This is a genomic window from Winogradskyella psychrotolerans RS-3 (assembly GCF_000427335.1).
Classification (GTDB): Bacteria; Bacteroidota; Bacteroidia; order Flavobacteriales; family Flavobacteriaceae; genus Winogradskyella; species Winogradskyella psychrotolerans.
Window position 1 is genome coordinate 37,963 of sequence record NZ_ATMR01000215.1, and the last position, 19,848, is coordinate 57,810.

The 19,848-nt window shown below is 33.8% G+C and carries 14 protein-coding genes and 1 pseudogene; 5 read left to right on the plus strand and 10 right to left on the minus strand.

All coding sequences use genetic code 11. The features are described from left to right. Positions 1 to 20: 20 nt before the first annotated feature. The 9 genes and pseudogenes from ADIWIN_RS19000 to ADIWIN_RS19040 form a co-directional block, all read right to left on the minus strand. Positions 21 to 2,691: pseudogene (locus ADIWIN_RS19000) on the minus strand (DNA gyrase/topoisomerase IV subunit A). Further along, positions 2,688 to 3,164, minus strand: coding sequence for a hypothetical protein (locus ADIWIN_RS19005; RefSeq protein WP_020896279.1), 477 nt, complete (start codon positions 3,162 to 3,164; stop codon positions 2,688 to 2,690). The pseudogene ADIWIN_RS19000 and the gene ADIWIN_RS19005 overlap by 4 nt, the downstream one beginning before the upstream one ends. Next, positions 3,161 to 5,020, minus strand: a complete 1,860-nt coding sequence (locus ADIWIN_RS19010) for a DNA topoisomerase IV subunit B (RefSeq protein WP_020896280.1) — start codon at positions 5,018 to 5,020, stop codon at positions 3,161 to 3,163. The genes ADIWIN_RS19005 and ADIWIN_RS19010 overlap by 4 nt, the downstream gene beginning before the upstream one ends. 198 nt (positions 5,021 to 5,218) lie before the next feature. Then, complete coding sequence (locus ADIWIN_RS19015; RefSeq protein ID WP_235047159.1) at positions 5,219 to 6,580, minus strand: glycosyltransferase family 39 protein; 1,362 nt, start codon at positions 6,578 to 6,580, stop codon at positions 5,219 to 5,221. Between the two features lie 59 nt (positions 6,581 to 6,639). Beyond that, entirely contained in the window at positions 6,640 to 7,734 is a 1,095-nt protein-coding gene (gene ychF / locus ADIWIN_RS19020; RefSeq protein ID WP_020896282.1) for a redox-regulated ATPase YchF, read from the minus strand. A 296-nt stretch (positions 7,735 to 8,030) separates the two neighbouring features. Continuing rightward, positions 8,031 to 8,378, minus strand: coding sequence for a hypothetical protein (locus ADIWIN_RS19025; RefSeq protein ID WP_235047154.1), 348 nt, complete (start codon positions 8,376 to 8,378; stop codon positions 8,031 to 8,033). A gap of 78 nt (positions 8,379 to 8,456) precedes the next feature. Beyond that, a complete protein-coding gene (locus tag ADIWIN_RS19030) occupies positions 8,457 to 8,741 on the minus strand; it encodes a hypothetical protein (protein ID WP_235047155.1) in 285 nt (94 codons plus the stop codon). Positions 8,742 to 8,865: 124 nt separating this feature from the next. Next, positions 8,866 to 12,456 (minus strand): PAS domain S-box protein, encoded by a 3,591-nt coding sequence (locus ADIWIN_RS19830; RefSeq protein ID WP_020896285.1) that lies wholly within the window; start codon positions 12,454 to 12,456, stop codon positions 8,866 to 8,868. A 7-nt stretch (positions 12,457 to 12,463) separates the two neighbouring features. Continuing rightward, complete coding sequence (locus ADIWIN_RS19040; RefSeq protein WP_020896286.1) at positions 12,464 to 12,898, minus strand: response regulator; 435 nt, start codon at positions 12,896 to 12,898, stop codon at positions 12,464 to 12,466. Between the two features lie 827 nt (positions 12,899 to 13,725). Here ADIWIN_RS19040 and ADIWIN_RS19045 point away from each other — a divergent pair. After that, positions 13,726 to 15,087, plus strand: coding sequence for an acyl-CoA dehydrogenase family protein (locus ADIWIN_RS19045; protein WP_040757750.1), 1,362 nt, complete (start codon positions 13,726 to 13,728; stop codon positions 15,085 to 15,087). A 110-nt stretch (positions 15,088 to 15,197) separates the two neighbouring features. On the opposite strand, the gene ADIWIN_RS19050 is transcribed toward ADIWIN_RS19045, so the two are convergent. After that, on the minus strand, positions 15,198 to 15,551 hold the full coding sequence (locus ADIWIN_RS19050) for a 4Fe-4S dicluster domain-containing protein (RefSeq protein WP_020896288.1): 354 nt from the start codon (positions 15,549 to 15,551) through the stop codon (positions 15,198 to 15,200). A 155-nt stretch (positions 15,552 to 15,706) separates the two neighbouring features. On the opposite strand from ADIWIN_RS19050, the gene ADIWIN_RS19055 reads away from it, so the two are divergent. The 4 genes from ADIWIN_RS19055 to ADIWIN_RS19070 all read left to right on the plus strand — a co-directional run bounded on the left by ADIWIN_RS19055 (position 15,707) and on the right by ADIWIN_RS19070 (position 19,778). Beyond that, positions 15,707 to 16,765: an acyl-CoA reductase gene (locus ADIWIN_RS19055; protein WP_020896289.1), complete on the plus strand. Its 1,059-nt coding sequence runs from the start codon at positions 15,707 to 15,709 to the stop codon at positions 16,763 to 16,765. Between the two features lie 118 nt (positions 16,766 to 16,883). Beyond that, positions 16,884 to 17,945 carry a 3-phosphoserine/phosphohydroxythreonine transaminase gene (serC, locus tag ADIWIN_RS19060; protein ID WP_020896290.1) on the plus strand — a complete coding sequence of 354 codons (1,062 nt, stop codon included), beginning with the start codon at positions 16,884 to 16,886 and terminating at the stop codon, positions 17,943 to 17,945. Positions 17,946 to 18,090: 145 nt separating this feature from the next. Next, complete coding sequence (locus tag ADIWIN_RS19065) at positions 18,091 to 19,041, plus strand: D-2-hydroxyacid dehydrogenase (RefSeq protein WP_020896291.1); 951 nt, start codon at positions 18,091 to 18,093, stop codon at positions 19,039 to 19,041. A 101-nt stretch (positions 19,042 to 19,142) separates the two neighbouring features. Continuing rightward, complete coding sequence (locus ADIWIN_RS19070; RefSeq protein ID WP_020896292.1) at positions 19,143 to 19,778, plus strand: DUF937 domain-containing protein; 636 nt, start codon at positions 19,143 to 19,145, stop codon at positions 19,776 to 19,778. Positions 19,779 to 19,848: the final 70 nt, after the last annotated feature.

Here is a 19,848-nt window from a genome sequence, read left to right on the forward strand (position 1 = left end):
AAAATACTGATGTTAGATATTTAAAACAACGTCACCTGCCCCTTATCATCCATCTCTAAATCGTCATCATCATCGGTAGACGAACTATCAGATTGAGGCTTGTTTTCAGCTTCAGTATCACCATCAACTTCCTTATCGATAGTTTCCTCATCAACAACTTCTATGTCATCTGCAGGCACCTCCTCTGGAGCTTCATAAGGCAATGGATCTAGTAAATTTATTTGGTTTATTTTATCTTTAGTTAGCTGATTTCCTAAGGCAGTAATCCCTTTTACCGAAATGAATTCTTCAAGATCAACCTCCATGTTTGGTCTACGCTCTTTACCGCGCTCTTTAGTGAATTCCACATCTGCTATTGGCCTCCAATCGGTTGAAACAATCTCTAATTGAGAGTCTGGATGGTCCGAAATAAAATCTTCCTCTTTGCCTTCATGTTCTATTATAAAACGCTTTACATAATAACGTTCTTTTTCCCCATCATAATAAATTGCAGAAATTGGTTTTTTAGGAATCCATTTTTCCATAATAATCATGTCACTGTCAAAATGGGTAGTTAATTCTGGGATAATGGTTTTTACAATTCCGGATTGGTTAATAATAAGAAGCCTATCTTCACCTCTAAATTCACCTATCAACTCACCTCTATCATCAACATTTAAACGTTGAACCGTATCGTCAAACCAAATTTTTCGTGGTTTTAAGGTAGACACACCTCTTTCTTTTAACTCTACGCGTTTAATCGCATATTTAGTAACACGATTACCTTTAGACGCTCTACCTTTTATTAGAACTTCAGCAAAATCTAAATCCCACTTCAGTTTCTTAATACCACCAACTTGACGCAACATAATAGTCACAACTTCAGCTTCGCCATTAGGATTCGCAGAAAAGTACCACAACGCAGACCCTTTGTTTCCATTGGTTAAATCGTATTCACGATCACGCGTCATACTAGTCACGGCAAATCGTTTCACATAAGAAGGACCACCTTTACCATCGCGATAAATCATGTTATAAATAGTACGCTTATCTTTTTTCTTAAAAACAGCGACATGAATAATATTCTTACCAATAAAGGTTTTAGTATCCACCTTAGTCACCATCATAATTCCATCGTTTGTAAACACAATGATATCATCAATATCACTACAATCACAAACATATTCATCGCGTTTTAATGATGTACCAATAAAACCTTCTTCTCTGTTGACATAGAGTTTAGTATTTCTAATAATTACCTTGGTAGCATCTACATCATCAAAGATTCTAATTTCGGTTTTACGCTCTTTCCCTTCACCATATTCTTTTTTTAATCGCTCGAAAAAAGCTATTGCATAGTCAATTAAGTTCGCTAAGTGATGTTTTACTTCAGCTATTTGATCTTCTAATGCATCAATTTTTTGCTGTGCTTTATCAATATCAAATTTCGAAATACGCTTAATTCTAATCTCAGTTAACCGCGTAATATCTTCAACAGTAATCGCACGTTTTAAATGTTTAATATGTGGTTGCAACCCTCTATCAATTGCACTAATTACTCCATCCCAAGTTTCTTCCTCTTCAATATCGCGATAAATTCTTTTTTCAATAAAGATACGTTCAAGGGATGCAAAATGCCATTGTTCTTGAAACTCATCAAGTCGTATTTCTAATTCGCTTTTTAAAAGCTGCACTGTATTATCAGTAGAACGTCGCAACATTTCTGTAACACCAACAAAATAAGGTTTGTTATCTTCAATAACACATCCTAACGGTGATATTGACGTTTCACAACTCGTAAATGCATAAAGCGCATCAATCGTTTTATCTGGCGACAAACCTGCAGGTAAATGAATTAAAATCTCTACTTCCGCAGCCGTGTTATCTTCAATCTTTTTAATTTTATTTCCCTTTTTCATTCGCCTTAAGAATAGAATCAATAAGCGATGATGTGGTTGTTCCGAAAGGGATTTCGGTAATCATCAATGTATTCTTATCACGTTGAGAAATTAGCGCACGCACGCGCACCTTCCCCCCTCGTAAACCATCATTATAATTGGTGAAATCTGCAATACCAGCCGTTGGGAAATCTGGTAAAATTGTAAAACGCTTGCCTTTTAAGTGTTTTACAGAAGCATCGATAAGCTCAATAAAATTGTGAGGTAAAATTTTTGTAGACAAACCAACCGCAATTCCTTCACCTCCTTGTGCCAACAACAATGGAAACATTACCGGCAAATTAACTGGCTCTTTACGCCTACCATCATATGATGCTTGCCATTGCGTAATTTTCGGATTATAAACAACATCCATCGCAAACTTAGAAAGCCTTGCCTCAATATAACGCGATGCTGCCGCACGATCACCTGTTAATATATTCCCCCAGTTTCCCTGCGTATCAATCAATAAGTCTTTCTGACCAATCTGAACCATTGCATCTGCAATACTTGCATCACCATGCGGATGGTATTGCATTGTATGACCAACAATGTTCGCTACTTTATTATAACGACCATCATCTAAGTCTTTCATAGAGTGCATTATACGACGTTGTACTGGCTTAAAACCATCTTCGATTGCAGGTACAGCACGCTCTAAAATCACATAAGACGCATAGTCCAAGAACCACTCCTTATACATTCCGGTAACCTTAGTAATAGTTTCTTGGCTACCATTGTCTTCATTTAACAACTCCTCATGTTCTTCTATCATCTATCCAACTTTATGCTTTTATTTTCTTTTATTATCTTACGCAGAGATTGCCTAACATACTTTACCTTTTTATATTTCAAAAGCGTAATATTAAAGTGCTCCTTCTCTATTTTCCCATTACTATGTGATACATAAATAACCAAACTTTTATAAAAGTAATAGTTGCGAATTTTATAACCCGATAATTTTTCTCTAGGAATTTCAATCTTATTTTCTCTATAATTTAAATAATCTGTAAGTATTAATCCACTGTTTGTGATTATAACTTGCGCACCATCACTATCATACTCAAAGAATCGTGCAACAAAATGTACTACAACTACAGCAATTAATAAACCTATTAATACGTAGAGTGAGCTTCCTTCAATTAAATTATAAGACTTAAATACCGTAGCCAGTAAAATTGCTGCGATTATTAATATAAAATAAATAGAAATTATGGTGTTTTTTATTTCTCTGTTATCTGTTCTCATAGTGCATCTTCAACAACATCAAGTTCAACCTTAAGATTATCAATAATAAATTCTTGACGCGTAGGTGTGTTTTTCCCCATGTAGAAAGACAGCAACTCCTCAATAGACATGTCTTTATCTAACATTACAGGATCTAAACGAATATCTTCACCAATAAAATGCACAAATTCATCTGGTGAAATCTCACCCAAACCTTTAAATCGCGTAATTTCTGGTTTTGGTTTTAATTTCTCCATAGCATGGCGTCGTTCTTCTTCAGAATAACAATAGATGGTTTCCTTTTTATTTCGAACTCTAAACAATGGGGTTTGCAAAATATACAAATGACCGTCTTTTATAACTTCTGGAAAGAATTGTAAGAAAAACGTAATTAACAATAAGCGAATATGCATACCATCGACATCGGCATCAGTTGCAATAACCACATTGTTATAACGCAAATCTTCAAGAGATTCTTCAATATTTAACGCGGCTTGCAAAAGATTAAACTCTTCATTCTCATAAACGATCTTCTTACTTAAACCATAACAGTTTAGTGGCTTCCCTTTTAAACTAAAAACAGCTTGTGTATTTACATCACGGGACTTGGTAATACTACCAGATGCTGAATCTCCCTCGGTTATAAATAAAGTCGATTCTAAATTCCGATCGTGTTTAATATCTCCAAAATGCACACGGCAATCACGTAATTTTTTATTATGAAGACTTGCTTTCTTCGCTCTGTCTTTTGCTAATTTTCTAATACCAGACAATTCCTTACGCTCGCGCTCAGCCTGAAGGATTTTGCGTTGAAGTTTCTCGGCAGAATCTGGATTTTTATGTAAAAAGTTATCTAAATATGTTTTTACAAAATCATTGATATAAGTTCTTACTGTCGGCAATTCGCCTCCCATATCTGTAGACCCTAATTTTGTTTTGGTCTGACTCTCAAAAACAGGCTCCATAACTTTAATTGCAATAGCAGTAACTACGGACTTTCTAATATCTGAAGCCTCATAACTTTTACCGTAAAACTCTCTAATGGTTTTTACAATAGCCTCTCTATAAGCTGCTAAATGCGTTCCTCCTTGAGTCGTGTTTTGTCCGTTAACAAAAGAATGATACTCTTCGCTATATTGTGTTTTACTGTGTGTTATAGCAACTTCGATATCTTCACCCTTTATGTGAATGATTGGATATAACATATCTGATTCATTAATATTCTCAGATAATAAATCTTTTAATCCATTTTCACTATAAAACTTTTCACCATTAAAAACAATAGTTAATCCAGGGTTAAGGTACACGTAATTTTTAAGCATCTTCACGACATATTCGCTACGATACTTATAATTTTTAAATATAATTTCATCTGGAATAAAGGTTACTTTTGTTCCTTTTCTCCTAGAGGTATCATCTAAAAGGTCTTGATTAGTAAGGTTTCCTTGGTTAAATTCTGCAGATGCCGATTTATTATCTCTTGTAGATTCTACCCTAAAATAAGATGACAGCGCATTAACCGCTTTAGTACCTACACCATTTAAACCTACGGATTTTTTGAAGGCTTTAGAATCATACTTCCCACCAGTATTCATCTTAGACACAACATCTACCACTTTCCCCAATGGAATACCACGACCATAATCACGGACTATAACGCGTTCACCTTGAATAGAAATTTCAATCGTCTTACCTGCTCCCATCACATATTCATCAATGGAATTATCTAATACTTCTTTTAAAAGTATATAAATACCATCATCTGGAGAGGAACCATCACCCAATTTACCGATATACATACCTGGTCGCATTCGGATGTGTTCTTTCCAATCGAGTGAGCGTATGTTATCTTCAGTATAACTAGTCTGTTCTGACATAAATTTAGGTGAATATTTAGATGAAAGGCTAATATAAGATTATACCTTAAAACATGAAATAAGGAGGCGGTAAAGTAATTAACAAAACTGTATTAATATGTTGAGAACATTGGAGTTTTTCAAAATCGACACCCAAAATAGCTGCATTTAGTATTTTAACCGTTTTTCTCTCTTCCTTTTTTATACAAAAACGCTCGATTATTCTTTTTTATACAAAGACATAAAAACACCTAACTGAGAATAACTTTTAACCAATTTCCAGTTATTCATAATTTCATTTAGCTCTTCGTCTTTAGTCTGATTATCAATATTAGAAAGCAATATGAATTGATTTGTTTCTATATTAAAATCAGCATAACGATCTGCTTCTTCCAAATTTTTAAATTCTGAAAAATCGCGTTCGTTAAACCGAATTCTTGTACCAATTTCTGTAGGCTTAACCCCTGAAGAATCTAAATAACTCTCCATTTGCGATTCAACCGTGTAACTATTTAAATACGCTAAAGAACTATCCCAAGATTGCGATATTGTTGGAGGATAAATCCAGAAATGACCTGAAATAAACATTAAAACAATAGCAGAATATATTATCGGTTTCTTAGCTAACTTATAATGTGTTATTAAGTTGATGAGCAATAGGATTGCCAGTAAATAACAAATCATAAAATACCGATCACCAATCGGATTAGAAAATGGTACCATACCTATAAAAAAGACAAATGCAAACACAAAAAAGGCGATGGCTATTCTATCTATTTTAATATTTCTATTCGTTTTGTCTTTTATATATTTCACTAATAACGGCAACAAAAATAGCGCAATTATAAAGCGCCCGTATTCCAGAAAGCTTTTAACATACACAATACTATTTATTAGTATTTGTTTTACCCCAACCGATTGCCTTTGCACATTATAGTTTTCTTTCTGAGTGATTAAAAACCAACCTAATTTTTCATATTGAAAATAACAAAACACAGCAAAACTTAAAAGAGCAGCTACATAAGCTAAATAGATAGGCTTCTTGTTTTCTATCAATTTTAAGCGCGAATAAATAATATGAATTAACACTATAGATATCACAATATAAATTCCTCTAAGATTGGTAAATAGCAATCCTGTTAACGCTAAATAAAAGAGCACTGATTTAGATTTGATAAGCGCATTTAAACTAAGTAACGTAAAAAACAACAATAGCATATCATTATTTAAATTAGTAGTTTGAGCTATAAACGTAGGCTCTAAACACACCAACAAAACTGCAAATACAGATACTGTTTTCAAAAAATGAGTTTTGCAAAACAACACTAGTTGCCAAACCACGCCAATATTAACAATCAGCAATAATAATCTTGAAGACCAAAGCGCTTTCTGAAAAATCGTCCAGAAAACAGCCAATAAAGCAATCCACAAAGGCGGATGGCCAGAGTTACGATCTGTTGGCACAATAAACTCTGTAAGACCATTAGCATAAATCCAACTCGCACGAGACGATTTACTGATACCATCCCAAAAAAAAGGTGTCTGTTTTAGTAGCAGAAATTCCGCGACTAACACACACACCAAAAAAATAAAATCTGTTTAAAGCTTATCTTTTTTATATAATTTATCATTTATGCAAGTTACACATTAAACAAGAAATGCATCACATCGCCATCCTTAACGATATAGTTCTTTCCTTCTACTCGCATTTTACCAGCTTCTTTTACTTTAGCTTCACTACCAAATTCTACAAAATCGTTGTAAGCAATAACTTCTGCTCTAATAAATCCTTTTTCGAAATCGGTATGAATAACTCCTGCCGCTTGTGGTCCTGTTGCACCAATATTTACAGTCCAAGCTCTTACTTCTTTTACACCTGCAGTAAAATACGTTTGCTGCTTTAATAATTTATAAGCTGAACGAATTAATTTAGCAGAACCTGGCTCTTCTAATCCAATATCAGCCAAGAACATTTGGCGTTCTTCGTAATCATCTAATTCGTTAATATCCGCTTCTGTACCAACAGCCAACACTAAAACTTCTGCGTTTTCGTCTTTAACAGCTTCTTTTACTTTATCTACATAAGCATTTCCTGTATTTGCAGCAGTTTCATCAACGTTACAAACATACATCACAGGTTTATCTGTAATAAATTGAGAAGGCACTACGTAATCTTCGTAATCTTCTTCAGAAAACTCTAAAGCTCTAATTGAAATACCAGCTTCTAAGTTTTCCTTTATTTTTAAAAGTACCGCTTCTTCTTTCTGCGCCTCTTTATTACCCGTTTTGGCAGCACGCTTTACTTTTTCTAACTTCTTATCGGCAGTTTCCAAATCTTTAAGCTGCAATTCCATATCAATAGTTTCCTTATCTCTAATAGGATCTACAGAACCATCAACATGAATAATATTTGGATCATCAAAACAACGTAATACATGTAAAATGGCATCCGTTTCTCTAATATTAGCTAAGAACTGATTCCCTAAGCCTTCACCTTTAGATGCTCCTTTTACTAAACCTGCAATATCAACAATCTCTACAGTTGCTGGTAATACGCGTTCTGGATTAACGAGTTCTTCTAATTTTTGCAATCTTGGATCTGGCACATTTACCACACCAATATTTGGTTCTATTGTGCAAAACGGAAAGTTAGCACTTTGCGCTTTAGCATTAGATAAACAGTTAAATAAGGTTGACTTTCCTACGTTTGGTAATCCTACTATTCCAGCTTTCATCGAATAAATTTAATTAGTCATTTCCGCTACAACGGAAATCTCTTTTTTGCGACTGCAAATGTAAGTTATTTGTGTAATACTTGGATTATAATTTTTTGAAATGATTGCTCTTAGAATTTAGAGCTTAGCGATTCAGGTATGACGAGAATCCTTTTCAATGATTTGTATCCACTCAAACACGAAGTCAACTATTAAAAAAAGGATTCAGAACACATTGAACCCTGTGTTTTGAAAATAAAAAATTGACATTATAATTTTGTATCTAGTAGTAAATAAACTCCTAGTTTTTACATAATCTAAGCCTGTGTTACATTTTTAAAAGTCGGGGAACTTTCAGAAATACTCCCAATACCTTTTTTATTCACCTTAAAAACAACATCCTTTTCAGTAGTAAACAATAGAACAGATAAAAAAGAGCTTTTTAAATGTGATTTCACAACATCTAATGACTCAACTAGAGTAAGCTCCTCCTCAATATCTTCTGTTTCCCTGAGCCTATACCGATATTTAAGCAAAACCATAAATTCATCATCCGAATAAATTGGCCTTATAAAAATATTTTTTAACTCAGGCTTACCAATGGTTTTTGCCATCGTTAATTTAGCAAAAGTACCTTTGCTAATACTTTTTTTACTTGTTCCCAAAAAACAATAAAATCTTCTTGGTATGTCATAAACTCAAAATATAAAATAAAATCAATTGTGCATTTACTTCTTAGACTGTTACTCGCGCTCTAATAATTTTTTAGAAACTTTATAAGTCGCAGAATAAACTAATCCCTCTTGACGCTTTTTAAGATCTGAAAACGCTTTGGTATACCATTTTGGGTCCGTTGCTTTCTTTTTATAATCGTCATGACTAGAAACATCAAACACCTCACCTTCTAACAAAGGCTCAATCTTGTAGATACTAAGACCAAAATGTTCTGCCTTCTTAAGAACCGTTGCAAAATCAGATTCAGAAAAATAATGAATAGACTCATCAGAGCTATCGTTTATATTTTTCAAATCAATAAATATATTTTTTTCTAAAAATTCAGTTTGTTTCATAGTAATTGGTCATTATATTAAATAACTCGGTTTAATTAGTGACACCAAGTAAAGTGCGAAGTTAATTTTTCCTTTCTACAATTTATGCTTCAGGAAGATAAATATCAAAAATAGCTCCATTATTAAACTCACTTCTCGCTGTAATAAACCCATCATGGTTTTCTATGATTCGTTTTACAATAGCCAAACCAATACCTGTACCAGAATAATCTTCTTTACTGTGCAGACGCTGAAATACTTCAAATATTTTTTCGTGGTATTGTTGCTCAAAACCAATACCATTATCAGAAAAACGAATATGGCAGTATGTACGATCATTTTTTAAAGAAGGAACACCTGTTTTATTCCCTTTTAATATTTCGCAACTAATTTTAATGATAATTGCTGTCCCTTCTTTTGAAAATTTAATGGAATTGCTAACTAAATTTAAGATTACTTGCTGAAATTGTACAGGAATAATGCGAACATCACAAATATCTTCAAGTTCGAAAGCCACTTTTTTCTCTTCTAATTCTTCACTTAAGGTTTCTTTAGTATCATCAATAATGTCTTGAAGGTTATAAATTTCGAATGTACTTTCTTGAGCATTGGTTCTAGAATACGCAATTAAATCTTGAATTAAATTTTGCATTCGATATGCAGAGGTCTGCATTCTTGAAAAATAATTCTTAGCACTATCTGATAATCTATCTAACTCCTTTTCTTTTATTCGCGAAGCAAAGGTTTGTATTTTCCGCAAAGGCTCTTGCAAATCGTGACTAGAGATATACACAAATGATTGTAACTCTTTATTCATTTTTTCGAGATCTAAATTCTTCTTTTCTAACTCGTTGGTTCTTCGTTGCACCATACTTTCGAGTTTAGCTGTAAATACTTTTTGCTCTTGAATATCCGTACTACTACCTACCCACATCTTAATAACACCATTTGCATCTTTTTGCGGTATGGCACGGCTCAACTGCCAACGGTAGTCTCCATTATGTTTACGGAATCGATGTTCTAACAAGAAATCTTTACCAGAATTAATAGCTTCTGTCCAAACTTTAATGTTTTCTTCCCTATCGTCTGGATGTACAATTTGTAGCCATCCTTCTTTCATAATTTCGTCTAATGTTAACCCAGAAAAATCATAAACCGATTGGTTAAAATAATTAAGATTACCCTCCGGATCTGACGTCCAAATGAATTGCGGCATAGAATCAGCTAGTAGTCTAAATTTTTCTTCTCGATCCAATAATTGCTGATGAAAATTCCGCTCTTCTGTAATATCTCTTACGGTGCCCAGCATACGTTCTGGCTGATTATGCTCGTCGTAAAACACTTTCCCTTTTACATCTTTCCAATGCAAGGTTTGATCTTCCCATATAATTCTTATCTGATAATGTAAGACACCCGTTTTATATGCTTTTTCAAAGGCATCAACTCTAAGATGAACATCTTCAGGATGTACCTGAGAAATCAATTTTTCTTGTGTTAAATCATTATTGCTAGAAAAGCCTAAAATATTATAGCAACGGTCTGAGGCCAACATGTATTCGGTTTTTAGGTCTAAATCCCATATACCAAGTTCGCTTGCTTCTATAATAAGCTTTAACTTCTCTTCATTTTCCTCTATAATATGTTTTGCCTCTACTGTTGCTGTAACTTCCGAAGCGACAACCATAATACCTGTAATAGTATTGTTTTCCTTTAATGGATGATAAACAAAATTGAAGTAGCGAACCTCCGTTTTACCATTACGGTTTAAATAGACAGGGAATTCGTAACCATAAAAGGCATTTCCTGTTTTATAAATATCTTCAATTACTGGAGCTATAATTTCTTTAACTTCGGGTAGGCTTTCAAAAAGTGGCTTTCCAACAAATTGCTTCTCTGTTCTATCGACAATGTTCAAATAATTTTTATTTGCCATTTCAATAATGTTCTCAGCACCTCTAAAAATAACAATACCAAGTGGTGCTTGCATTACAGAATCTCTAAATCGCTTTTCACTTTCTTCTACTTTCTGTTTAGCTTCATGCAACTCGGTAACTTCGGCTGCGGTATTCATTACTGCATAGACATTACCCTCAACATCTAGCAATGGAGTAAAGCTATAATTATAGTAAAAGGGTTTTAATTCTTCATTTTGTATAATTTCAACTTTTTGGTTTTTCGCGTGAAAAGCAATTCCCGTACGTAACACCTTGCGTATTTGACTAAATATTTGTTGGTTGTCAAATTCTGGTAATATCTCTGTGTATAATTTACCGATAACATCGTGTCCTTTTCCCCAAGCATCCATAATGGATTGATTAGCAAGTGAAATCCGCATCTCTTCACCAACAAAAACTCCAATTGGAAAAGGTGCACTTTCTACTAAAGCGCGTATACTCTGTTCACTTTTTTCCACCTTTTTTCTTGCTTCTACTTGGGGTGTAATATCATTTCCGATGGTCATAATACCATTGATTTTCCCTTGAGTATCATATAGCGCTTCATAAGAAAAATCAACATACATCGTTTCTAAAGTTCCATTTCTTAAAAGCTCAATAGCACGTTCTGGTGTAGAAAAACTAATACCTGTATTTAAAACACCGTCCATTAATTCTTTAATCCCTTGTGTTTTGAGTTCTGGCATGGCTTCAAAAATGGGATAATTAAGCATCTCATCTTCTGTTCTTCCCCATAATTCCAAAGCATACTTATTGGCAATTTCCACTTTGTAATCGGCTCCCTTTAAAATTGCAATAGCTATAGGAGCCTGAAGAATCATTAATCTTAGACTGCGTTCACTTTCTTCTATTTTCTTCCTTGCCAACACACGGTTGGTGACATCCTCTACAGTTCCTGTTAATCGATACGCAATTTTTTCTTCATTAAACCAAGCTTTACCTTTGGCATGTACTATGGTTTCTTTTTTGGTGAGTTCGTTTATAATGGTGTATTCTGCATCGTAGTGTCCACCTGATGCGTAATTCAAAACATCCAAAATGGCATTAGACACACGATCTTTATCCTTTTTTGAAATAACATTTAAAGCCTCCGAAAGTTCAATTTGTTCTTTTTGAGCCAAACCAAACCACTCTTTTAATCTCGTATTACAAGAAAATTTATTTGTGAGAGGATTATAATCGTACGTGGCTAGTTGTGCTGCTTCAATTACAAATTTGAGTTCATCTTTACTATTCTCTAAATCATGTTCAACTTTCTTTTTATTAATGGTTTCTATAGCGGTCACCAACACTCCGCCTACTTCACCAGATTCCAATCGTATAGGACTGTAAGCAAAATCGAAATAATAGTTTTCAACACTACCATTTCGATGTAATGGCAGCATAAAATTAGGTAAACCAACCGCTTCACCATCCATTGTACCATCGAAGGCAGAACCAATACGATCCCAAACTTCAGAAAAAGTTTCTCTTGAGCCGCCTCCCAAAGCCTTTGGATGCTTGGTGGCTCCCAAAACAGGAATATAAGCATCATTGTAAATTTGAGTCAACTCTTTTCCCCAAGCAATGCACATAGCTAAGGGATTGTTTAACATTACACTCACCATTGTTTTTAAAGATTGCGGCCAAACTTCTGGGTCACCAAGTGGTGTGTTACTCCAATCTCTAGCTCTAATGAGTTCCCCCATTTCTCCCCTTCCTCTTAAAAAAATATGCTCTTCTTCTTCTTTAATACTCATGCAATAGTTATGGTTGAATAATGAATTTATCCCTAGAACGTAGTTCCAAATTAGTGTTAGTGAATAATGAAATTGCCTTTTCAACAACTTTTTTTATGTTTGCGAATTCTCCAGGCTTTTGAATATAATGATGCGCTCCCATATCATAAAGCTGGCTAACAACAGTTCTATCTAAAGATGTAGAGTAAATAATAATAGGAATATTCTTTAATTTATTAATCGCCTTTATTTCAACCATACATTCCATACCTGATTTTCTAGGCATATTAAGATCTAGAAAAATTAAGTTAGGATGATTAATGGGGTCCGTTAGTAAAAAATTCATTAGTTCAACGCCATCATTTAGTACAGATAGTGTTAATTCTCCAATTTCATCAATAGCTTCTTTAAAAAAGTCGCAATCGTCAATATCATCATCCGCAAGTAAAAGGTGAAAGTTCATATTTTTCATTTTATAAAATTAGAGACATATACAGTGGACTAAATTATGTAATTAAAACATTATTGTAATTGCAATAGGATTATTTTATTTTTTCAACGAAAAAATCTCCTAAACTAAATATTCGATAAAATAATTGTGATGTTAAAAACCCTCTATGATTTGTGGATATTGATCTAAATTTTAGAATACCTAAAACAAAAACACCTCCCTTTTAAGGACTAAAATAATAATAAAAACTTAAATAATAAAACTAAATTATGTGATACATAAAACTTTATTCTGTCCATAACATTTAACTTGTAAGGGAAAATTTACGTGTAAGTGTACACTTCAATTTTTACCTTTCTTTTCATTAAAATTGAGTTCAGTCAAAGTATTTATACAGCGATTTTAAGTTGATAATTGTTAATACCCACTAAACCAACTGACTCATTAACTTATTTTTAAATACTAATGACTTCAAATTATTATATTTAGGATAGTCCAAGCTAGATTTACTGTAAAAATAATAGCAATAAATAAAAACCTTAGACTCAGACACCTCTAATCTCAATGTTGAATCTCCTTATCAACAAAACACAGAATAGTTGACGTTTGCAACAATCGTTGACCCCGAAAACTCGAAAGAACACATAAAAGCAATTTTAGTTAATACTATAAAACGGCTCTATAATTACATCATTTTAAAACCACCTTACATTTTATAGTTCGTACAAATAACCTAACGTATTAAAATAATATTCAATAGAGCAACTCCGATTAAGTTGTGTTAGTTATCTTGGATAAATCTTAGAAACCAACTGTTGGCTATAAATAAAAATTATAAAATGAAATTCTTCAGAAAAATAAAGCAAATCACTCATTTAATGAAGCAAGTAGACTTCAAAGAATTGGGAGAGATTTCAGAAAAGATAGATTTACCTAAAATTATGAAATCGGTTGGTGAGTTAGACGATAATCAACTCAAAGGATTAATGAAAATGTTGACTGAAAAAGCAAAAAAAGGTCAGCACCAATTACCACCTATTGATGGTGATTTTTATGACTATGATTTAAAACTGAATCAAGAACAACGTGCCATACAGATGAAAGTCCGCAGTTTCATGGAAACTGAGATCGAACCAATCGCAAATCACTATTGGAATAAAGCCGAATTCCCAATGGATATCATTCCAAAAATGGCAGAATTGAATATTTGTGGCGTGGCTTACGAGGGCTATGGATGTCCTAACCTACCTTTTATAATGGAAGGAATTATAGCTGAGGAATTAGCACGTGTTGATGTATCAATTTCTACATTTTTTGGTGTTCATAGTGGGTTGGCCATGGGCTCAATCTACCTCTGCGGAAGCGAGGAACAAAAACAAGAATGGCTACCAAAAATGCAAAAAATGGAACTAATTGGCGCTTTTGGGTTAACAGAACCTAATGTAGGAAGCGGTGTTGCTGGTGGGATGGAAACTACCTGTAAAAAAGTTGGTAACGAATGGATTTTAAATGGTCAGAAAAAATGGATCGGAAATGCCACTTTTGCAGATGTTATTATTATTTGGGCAAGAGACGTGGATGATAATCAAGCTAAAGGGTTTTTAATGCGCAAAGGAAACCCAGGTTATAAAGCAGAGAAAATTGAAAACAAAATGGCTTTACGTACCGTCCAAAATGCATTGATTACTATTACCGATTGCAAAATTCCAGAAAGTGACCGCTTACAAAAAGCAAATTCGTTTAAAGACACCGCCAAAGTATTACGAATGACACGTGCTGGTGTCGCTTGGCAAGCTCTAGGTTGTGCGAGAGGAGCTTACGAAAGTGCCTTAAAATACACAAAGAAACGCGAGCAATTTGGAAAGCCCATTGCAAAGTTTCAGCTCATTCAAAACCATTTAGTAGAAATGCTAGCTAATCTCACAGCAATGAAGGCCATGGTTTATAGACTTTCAGAATTACAAGATCAAGGCTTACTTACAGACGAACACGCGTCACTTGCCAAAGTATTCTGTTCTATGCGAACAAGAGATGTTGTAAGTAGAGCACGCGAAGTTATGGGAGGTAATGGTATACTTTTAGAGTACGATGTTGCGCGTTTTGTTGCTGATGCAGAAGCCATATATTCTTATGAAGGCACTAAGGAAATCAATACTTTAATTGTTGGCAGAGCTATTACGGGTTATAGTGCTTTTGTATAGCTTAGTAGGTTACACTAAAAATTGAACATAAAAAAATCCCAAGTCAAGGACTCGGGATTCAATTAAATCTCTATTTCAATTATTTATATTGAATTAATTTCAGCCTCGACTTAACCATCAGGATGCATAAATTTCTGTTTTCCTAATAAAACCTCTTCAGTTTCCACATGATCCTCATCTGGCACACAACAATCCACAGGGCACACTGCTGCACATTGTGGCTCTTCATGAAAACCAACACATTCTGTACACTTATCTGGTGATATGTAATACACTTCATCACTTATTGGTTCTTGTGTTTCCTCTGCATCTACTTCTTTACCATTTGGTAGTACTACTTTTCCTTCTAAACTTGTACCATCAGCATAACGCCAATCATCAGCACCTTCGTAAATAGCAGTATTAGGACATTCTGGCTCACAAGCTCCACAATTAATACATTCGTCTGTGATTATTATTGCCATAGTAATTTGTGTTTTTTATTTGTTTTTAAAACGAGTCACATTTAAATCTGATAAATTTAACTTATTATCAAAATCAAAACTTTTCTTGCTCATTTGCTTTGCTTAAATTTGCAATTGCAAAAATAAAGCCAAAACATCGCATAACCAAACCCATTATGGATTTAGAACAAAGAATTAACGCATTTGTAAAATTAGGCGCCTTTTTAAATCAATTTCAACAAAATGAAAGCATAAAAAACAACAATGTAGAAGCCAATGAATTGTTTTTTGACGGCTTTAAACACCAATTAAAATTAGCAGAAGAACATAATGGTTGGTTTACAAAACAAAATATCGCTTTCACGTTAAGTAATTGGTCTAACGCACTGACTAATAAAAACATTAACCTATGGATAAGCAAGTACAACTTTAACACTTCCACCTCACAGACTGTTGCCATAATTATGGCAGGAAACATTCCTTTGGTTGGTTTTCATGATTTCTTAAGTGTGCTAATATCTGGGCATAATGTATTAGTAAAACAATCGTTTAACGACAAACATATACTTCCATATTTAGCCAAATATTTAGAGGTTGTAGAGCCTGATTTTAAAGGTAAAATTAAATTCACAGAAGAAAAACTAGAAAACTTCGACGCCGTTATTGCAACGGGAAGCGATAACACAGCGCGTTATTTTGAATATTATTTTAAAAACAAACCCTCTATAATTAGAAAAAACAGGAATTCGGTTGCGATTTTAACAGGAAACGAAACTAAAGAAGAACTGGAAGCTTTATCTGATGATATTTTTAGGTATTACGGTTTGGGCTGTAGAAATGTATCTAAATTCTTTATACCAAAAGAGTATAATTTTGATGCATTTTTTAATGCAATTTACAAATGGCACCCTATTATAGATGGATCTAAGTACGCTAATAACTACGACTATAATAAAGCAGTTTATTTAATGAGTGAGTTTGATATGCTAGAAAATGGCTTCCTAATGATAAAGGAAGATGCTAGCTACTCCTCTCCTATAGCAACGTTGTTTTACGAAAAATATAACGACATCGCAGAATTACAACATAAATTAGAAACAGATTCAGACAAAATACAGTGTATCGTTGCTAATGGGTTTACAGATAATGAAATTACATTTGGAGAAACTCAAAATCCTCAACTTTGGGATTATGCAGATAATGTAGATACTGTTGATTTCTTGCTAAAAATATAGCCTAAAAATTATCAATTTCATAACATAATTTAGGCAATTAATTAGCACCTTTGTATCTGTTTAAAAATAATAGATTCAAGATTAATTTGTTAAAATCTTGAATTAAATTCAGAATAAAATGAAAAAACACAATTTTAGTGCAGGTCCATGTGTACTACCAAAATCGGTAATGGAACAAGCAGCAGCAGCAGTTTTAAACTTTGACGATGGGCTTTCGCTTTTAGAGATTTCTCACCGTAGCAAACCTTTTGTTGATGTTATGGAAAATGCACGATCCTTAGCTTTAGAGTTATTAGGACTTGAGGGTAAGGGTTATAAGGCGTTATTTCTTCAAGGTGGTGCTAGCACACAATTCTTAATGGTTGCTTTAAACTTATTAGAAAAAAGAGCAGGCTATTTAAATACAGGTACATGGGCAGATAAAGCGATTAAAGAAGCTAAAATCTACGATGATATTTACGAAATAGGATCTTCTAAAAGTGCCAACTACAACTACATTCCTAAAGGTTACGATATCCCTGAAGATTACGATTATTTTCACTGTACATCTAACAATACCATTTTTGGAACTCAGATGAAGAGTTTTCCAAACTCGCCGATTCCTATGGTATGTGATATGAGTAGTGATATTTTTTCGCGTCAGTTAGATTTTTCAAAATTTGATTTAATCTATGCTGGTGCTCAAAAAAATATGGGCCCTGCAGGAACAACCTTAGTGGTAATAAAAGAAGATATTTTAGGTAAAGTATCGCGTAAGATTCCTTCAATGATGAATTACAAAGAACACATTAGCAAAGGAAGTATGTTTAATACACCTCCTGTATTTGCTGTTTATGTTTCTATGTTGACTTTAGAATGGTTGAAAAACTTAGGAGGTATCAAAGCTATTGAAAAAGAAAATGAAAAGAAAGCGAGATTAATCTATTCTGAAATAGATTTAAATCCTCTATTTAAAGGTTATTCAGTTAAAGAAGATCGTTCTATAATGAATGCGACGTTCACTTTAGAAAATGAAAACCTAAAGGAAACGTTTGAATCTATGGTAAAAGAAGCTGGTATCAACGGCATCAATGGACATAGAAGTGTTGGTGGTTACAGAGCATCGATGTATAACGCATTGTCTTTAGATAGTGTAAAAGCACTAGTTGAAGTGATGAGCGAATTAGAAAGTAAGGCTTAAATTTTAGTGTTCAGTTAGCAGTATTCAGTGCTCACTCAGACGCAATAAAAAGAAAGTTTTTCAGCAAGAAAAATAAAATTTAATATTAACTATAAAATTACCCGAATCAGTTCTCTTTCCTTAGGAAAGAGTTAGGGATAGGAAAATGAAAGTATTAGCAAACGACGGAGTTTCTCAAAGTGGAATTAATGCATTAGAAGCAGCTGGTTACGAAGTCATCACAACAACAGTTGCACAAGAACAATTAGAAAACTACATCAACAAAAACGAAATTTCGGTTTTATTAGTTAGAAGCGCAACAACAGTACGTAAAGATTTAATAGACAACTGCCCTAGCCTAAAAATTATAGGTCGTGGTGGTGTTGGTATGGATAATATCGATGTAGACTATGCACGTAGTAAAGGATTAAATGTTATTAATACTCCTGCAGCGTCTTCTCATTCTGTAGCAGAGTTGGTGTTTGGCCATTTTTATGGTTTAGCACGTTATTTACATAACTCTAACCGTGATATGCCGTTAGAAGGAGATTCTAAATTTAAAAATTTAAAAAAGGCTTACGCTAAAGGAACTGAACTTAAAGGTAAAACTTTAGGTGTTTTAGGATTTGGACGTATTGGACAAGCTACAGCGAAAGTGGCTATTGGAGCAGGAATGAAAGTTGTTGCCTTTGATCCATTTTTAGAAAAAGCGAATTTAGAATTGGATTTCTTCGATGGTCAAAAATTGAATTTTGAAATCACTACCATTTCAAAAGAAGATGTTTTAAAACAAGCGGACTTTCTAACACTTCACGTACCAGCACAAAAAGACTATGTGATTGATGAAGCTGAATTCAACCAAATGAAGGATGGTGTCATTATCGCCAACGCTGCACGTGGTGGAGTTGTTAACGAAATTGCTCTTGTTAAAGCGATAGAAAGTGGTAAAGTCTCTAGAGCTGCATTAGATGTTTTTGAAAAAGAACCACAACCAGAAATTCAGTTATTAATGAATCCGGCATTATCATTAACTCCTCATACAGGAGCTGCAACTAATGAAGCGCAAGATCGAATTGGTACAGAATTAGCAGAACAGATTATTACAATTCTTGGTTAATAAAAAATGTGACCAAATCAAATAAAATGAGTCCTACTATCGTGGGACTTTTTTTTGTACCTTGAAATGATATTTTTTAACCCTTAATTATATATAACAAAATGGCAGGAATTTTAGATTTATTGAACAGTGATATTGGAAAAACCATCATTAGTGGTGTTTCTGGTTCTACAGGAACAGATCAAGATAAAACAAGTAGCGTATTAACAATGGCATTACCTGTACTTATGAAAGCTATGGAGCGTAACGCTTCTACTCCAGAAGGTGCAGCAGGACTTATGGGCGCATTAAGTAGCAAACATGACGGAAGCATTTTAGATAACCTTGGTGGTTTATTTGGCGGTGGTGTTGATGATAATGTAAAAAATGATGGAGCTAAAATTCTTAGTCATGTATTAGGCAGCAAACAACAAGGTGTAGAACAAGTCATTGGTCAGAAAGCAGGCTTAGACGCTGGTTCTGTGGCTAATATTCTAAAAGTAGCAGCTCCGATTTTAATGGGTGTTCTAGGTAAACAAGCGAGTCAGAATAATGCCAGTTCTCAATCAGATATCAGTGGCCTTTTAGGTGGTTTACTTGGTGGAAGTAGCTCACAAAACGAACAAAGTTTCTTAGAAAAAATATTAGATGCAGATGGTGACGGAAGCGTTATTGATGATGTCGCAGGTATGGTTTTAGGAGGAAATAAAAATTCCGGTGGAATTGGTGGTCTTTTAGGCGGCATGTTCGGTAAATAAAATTCTTCACATATAATTATAAAGCAGTTCGTTATAACGGACTGCTTTTTTTGTTTCTATAATCCACACT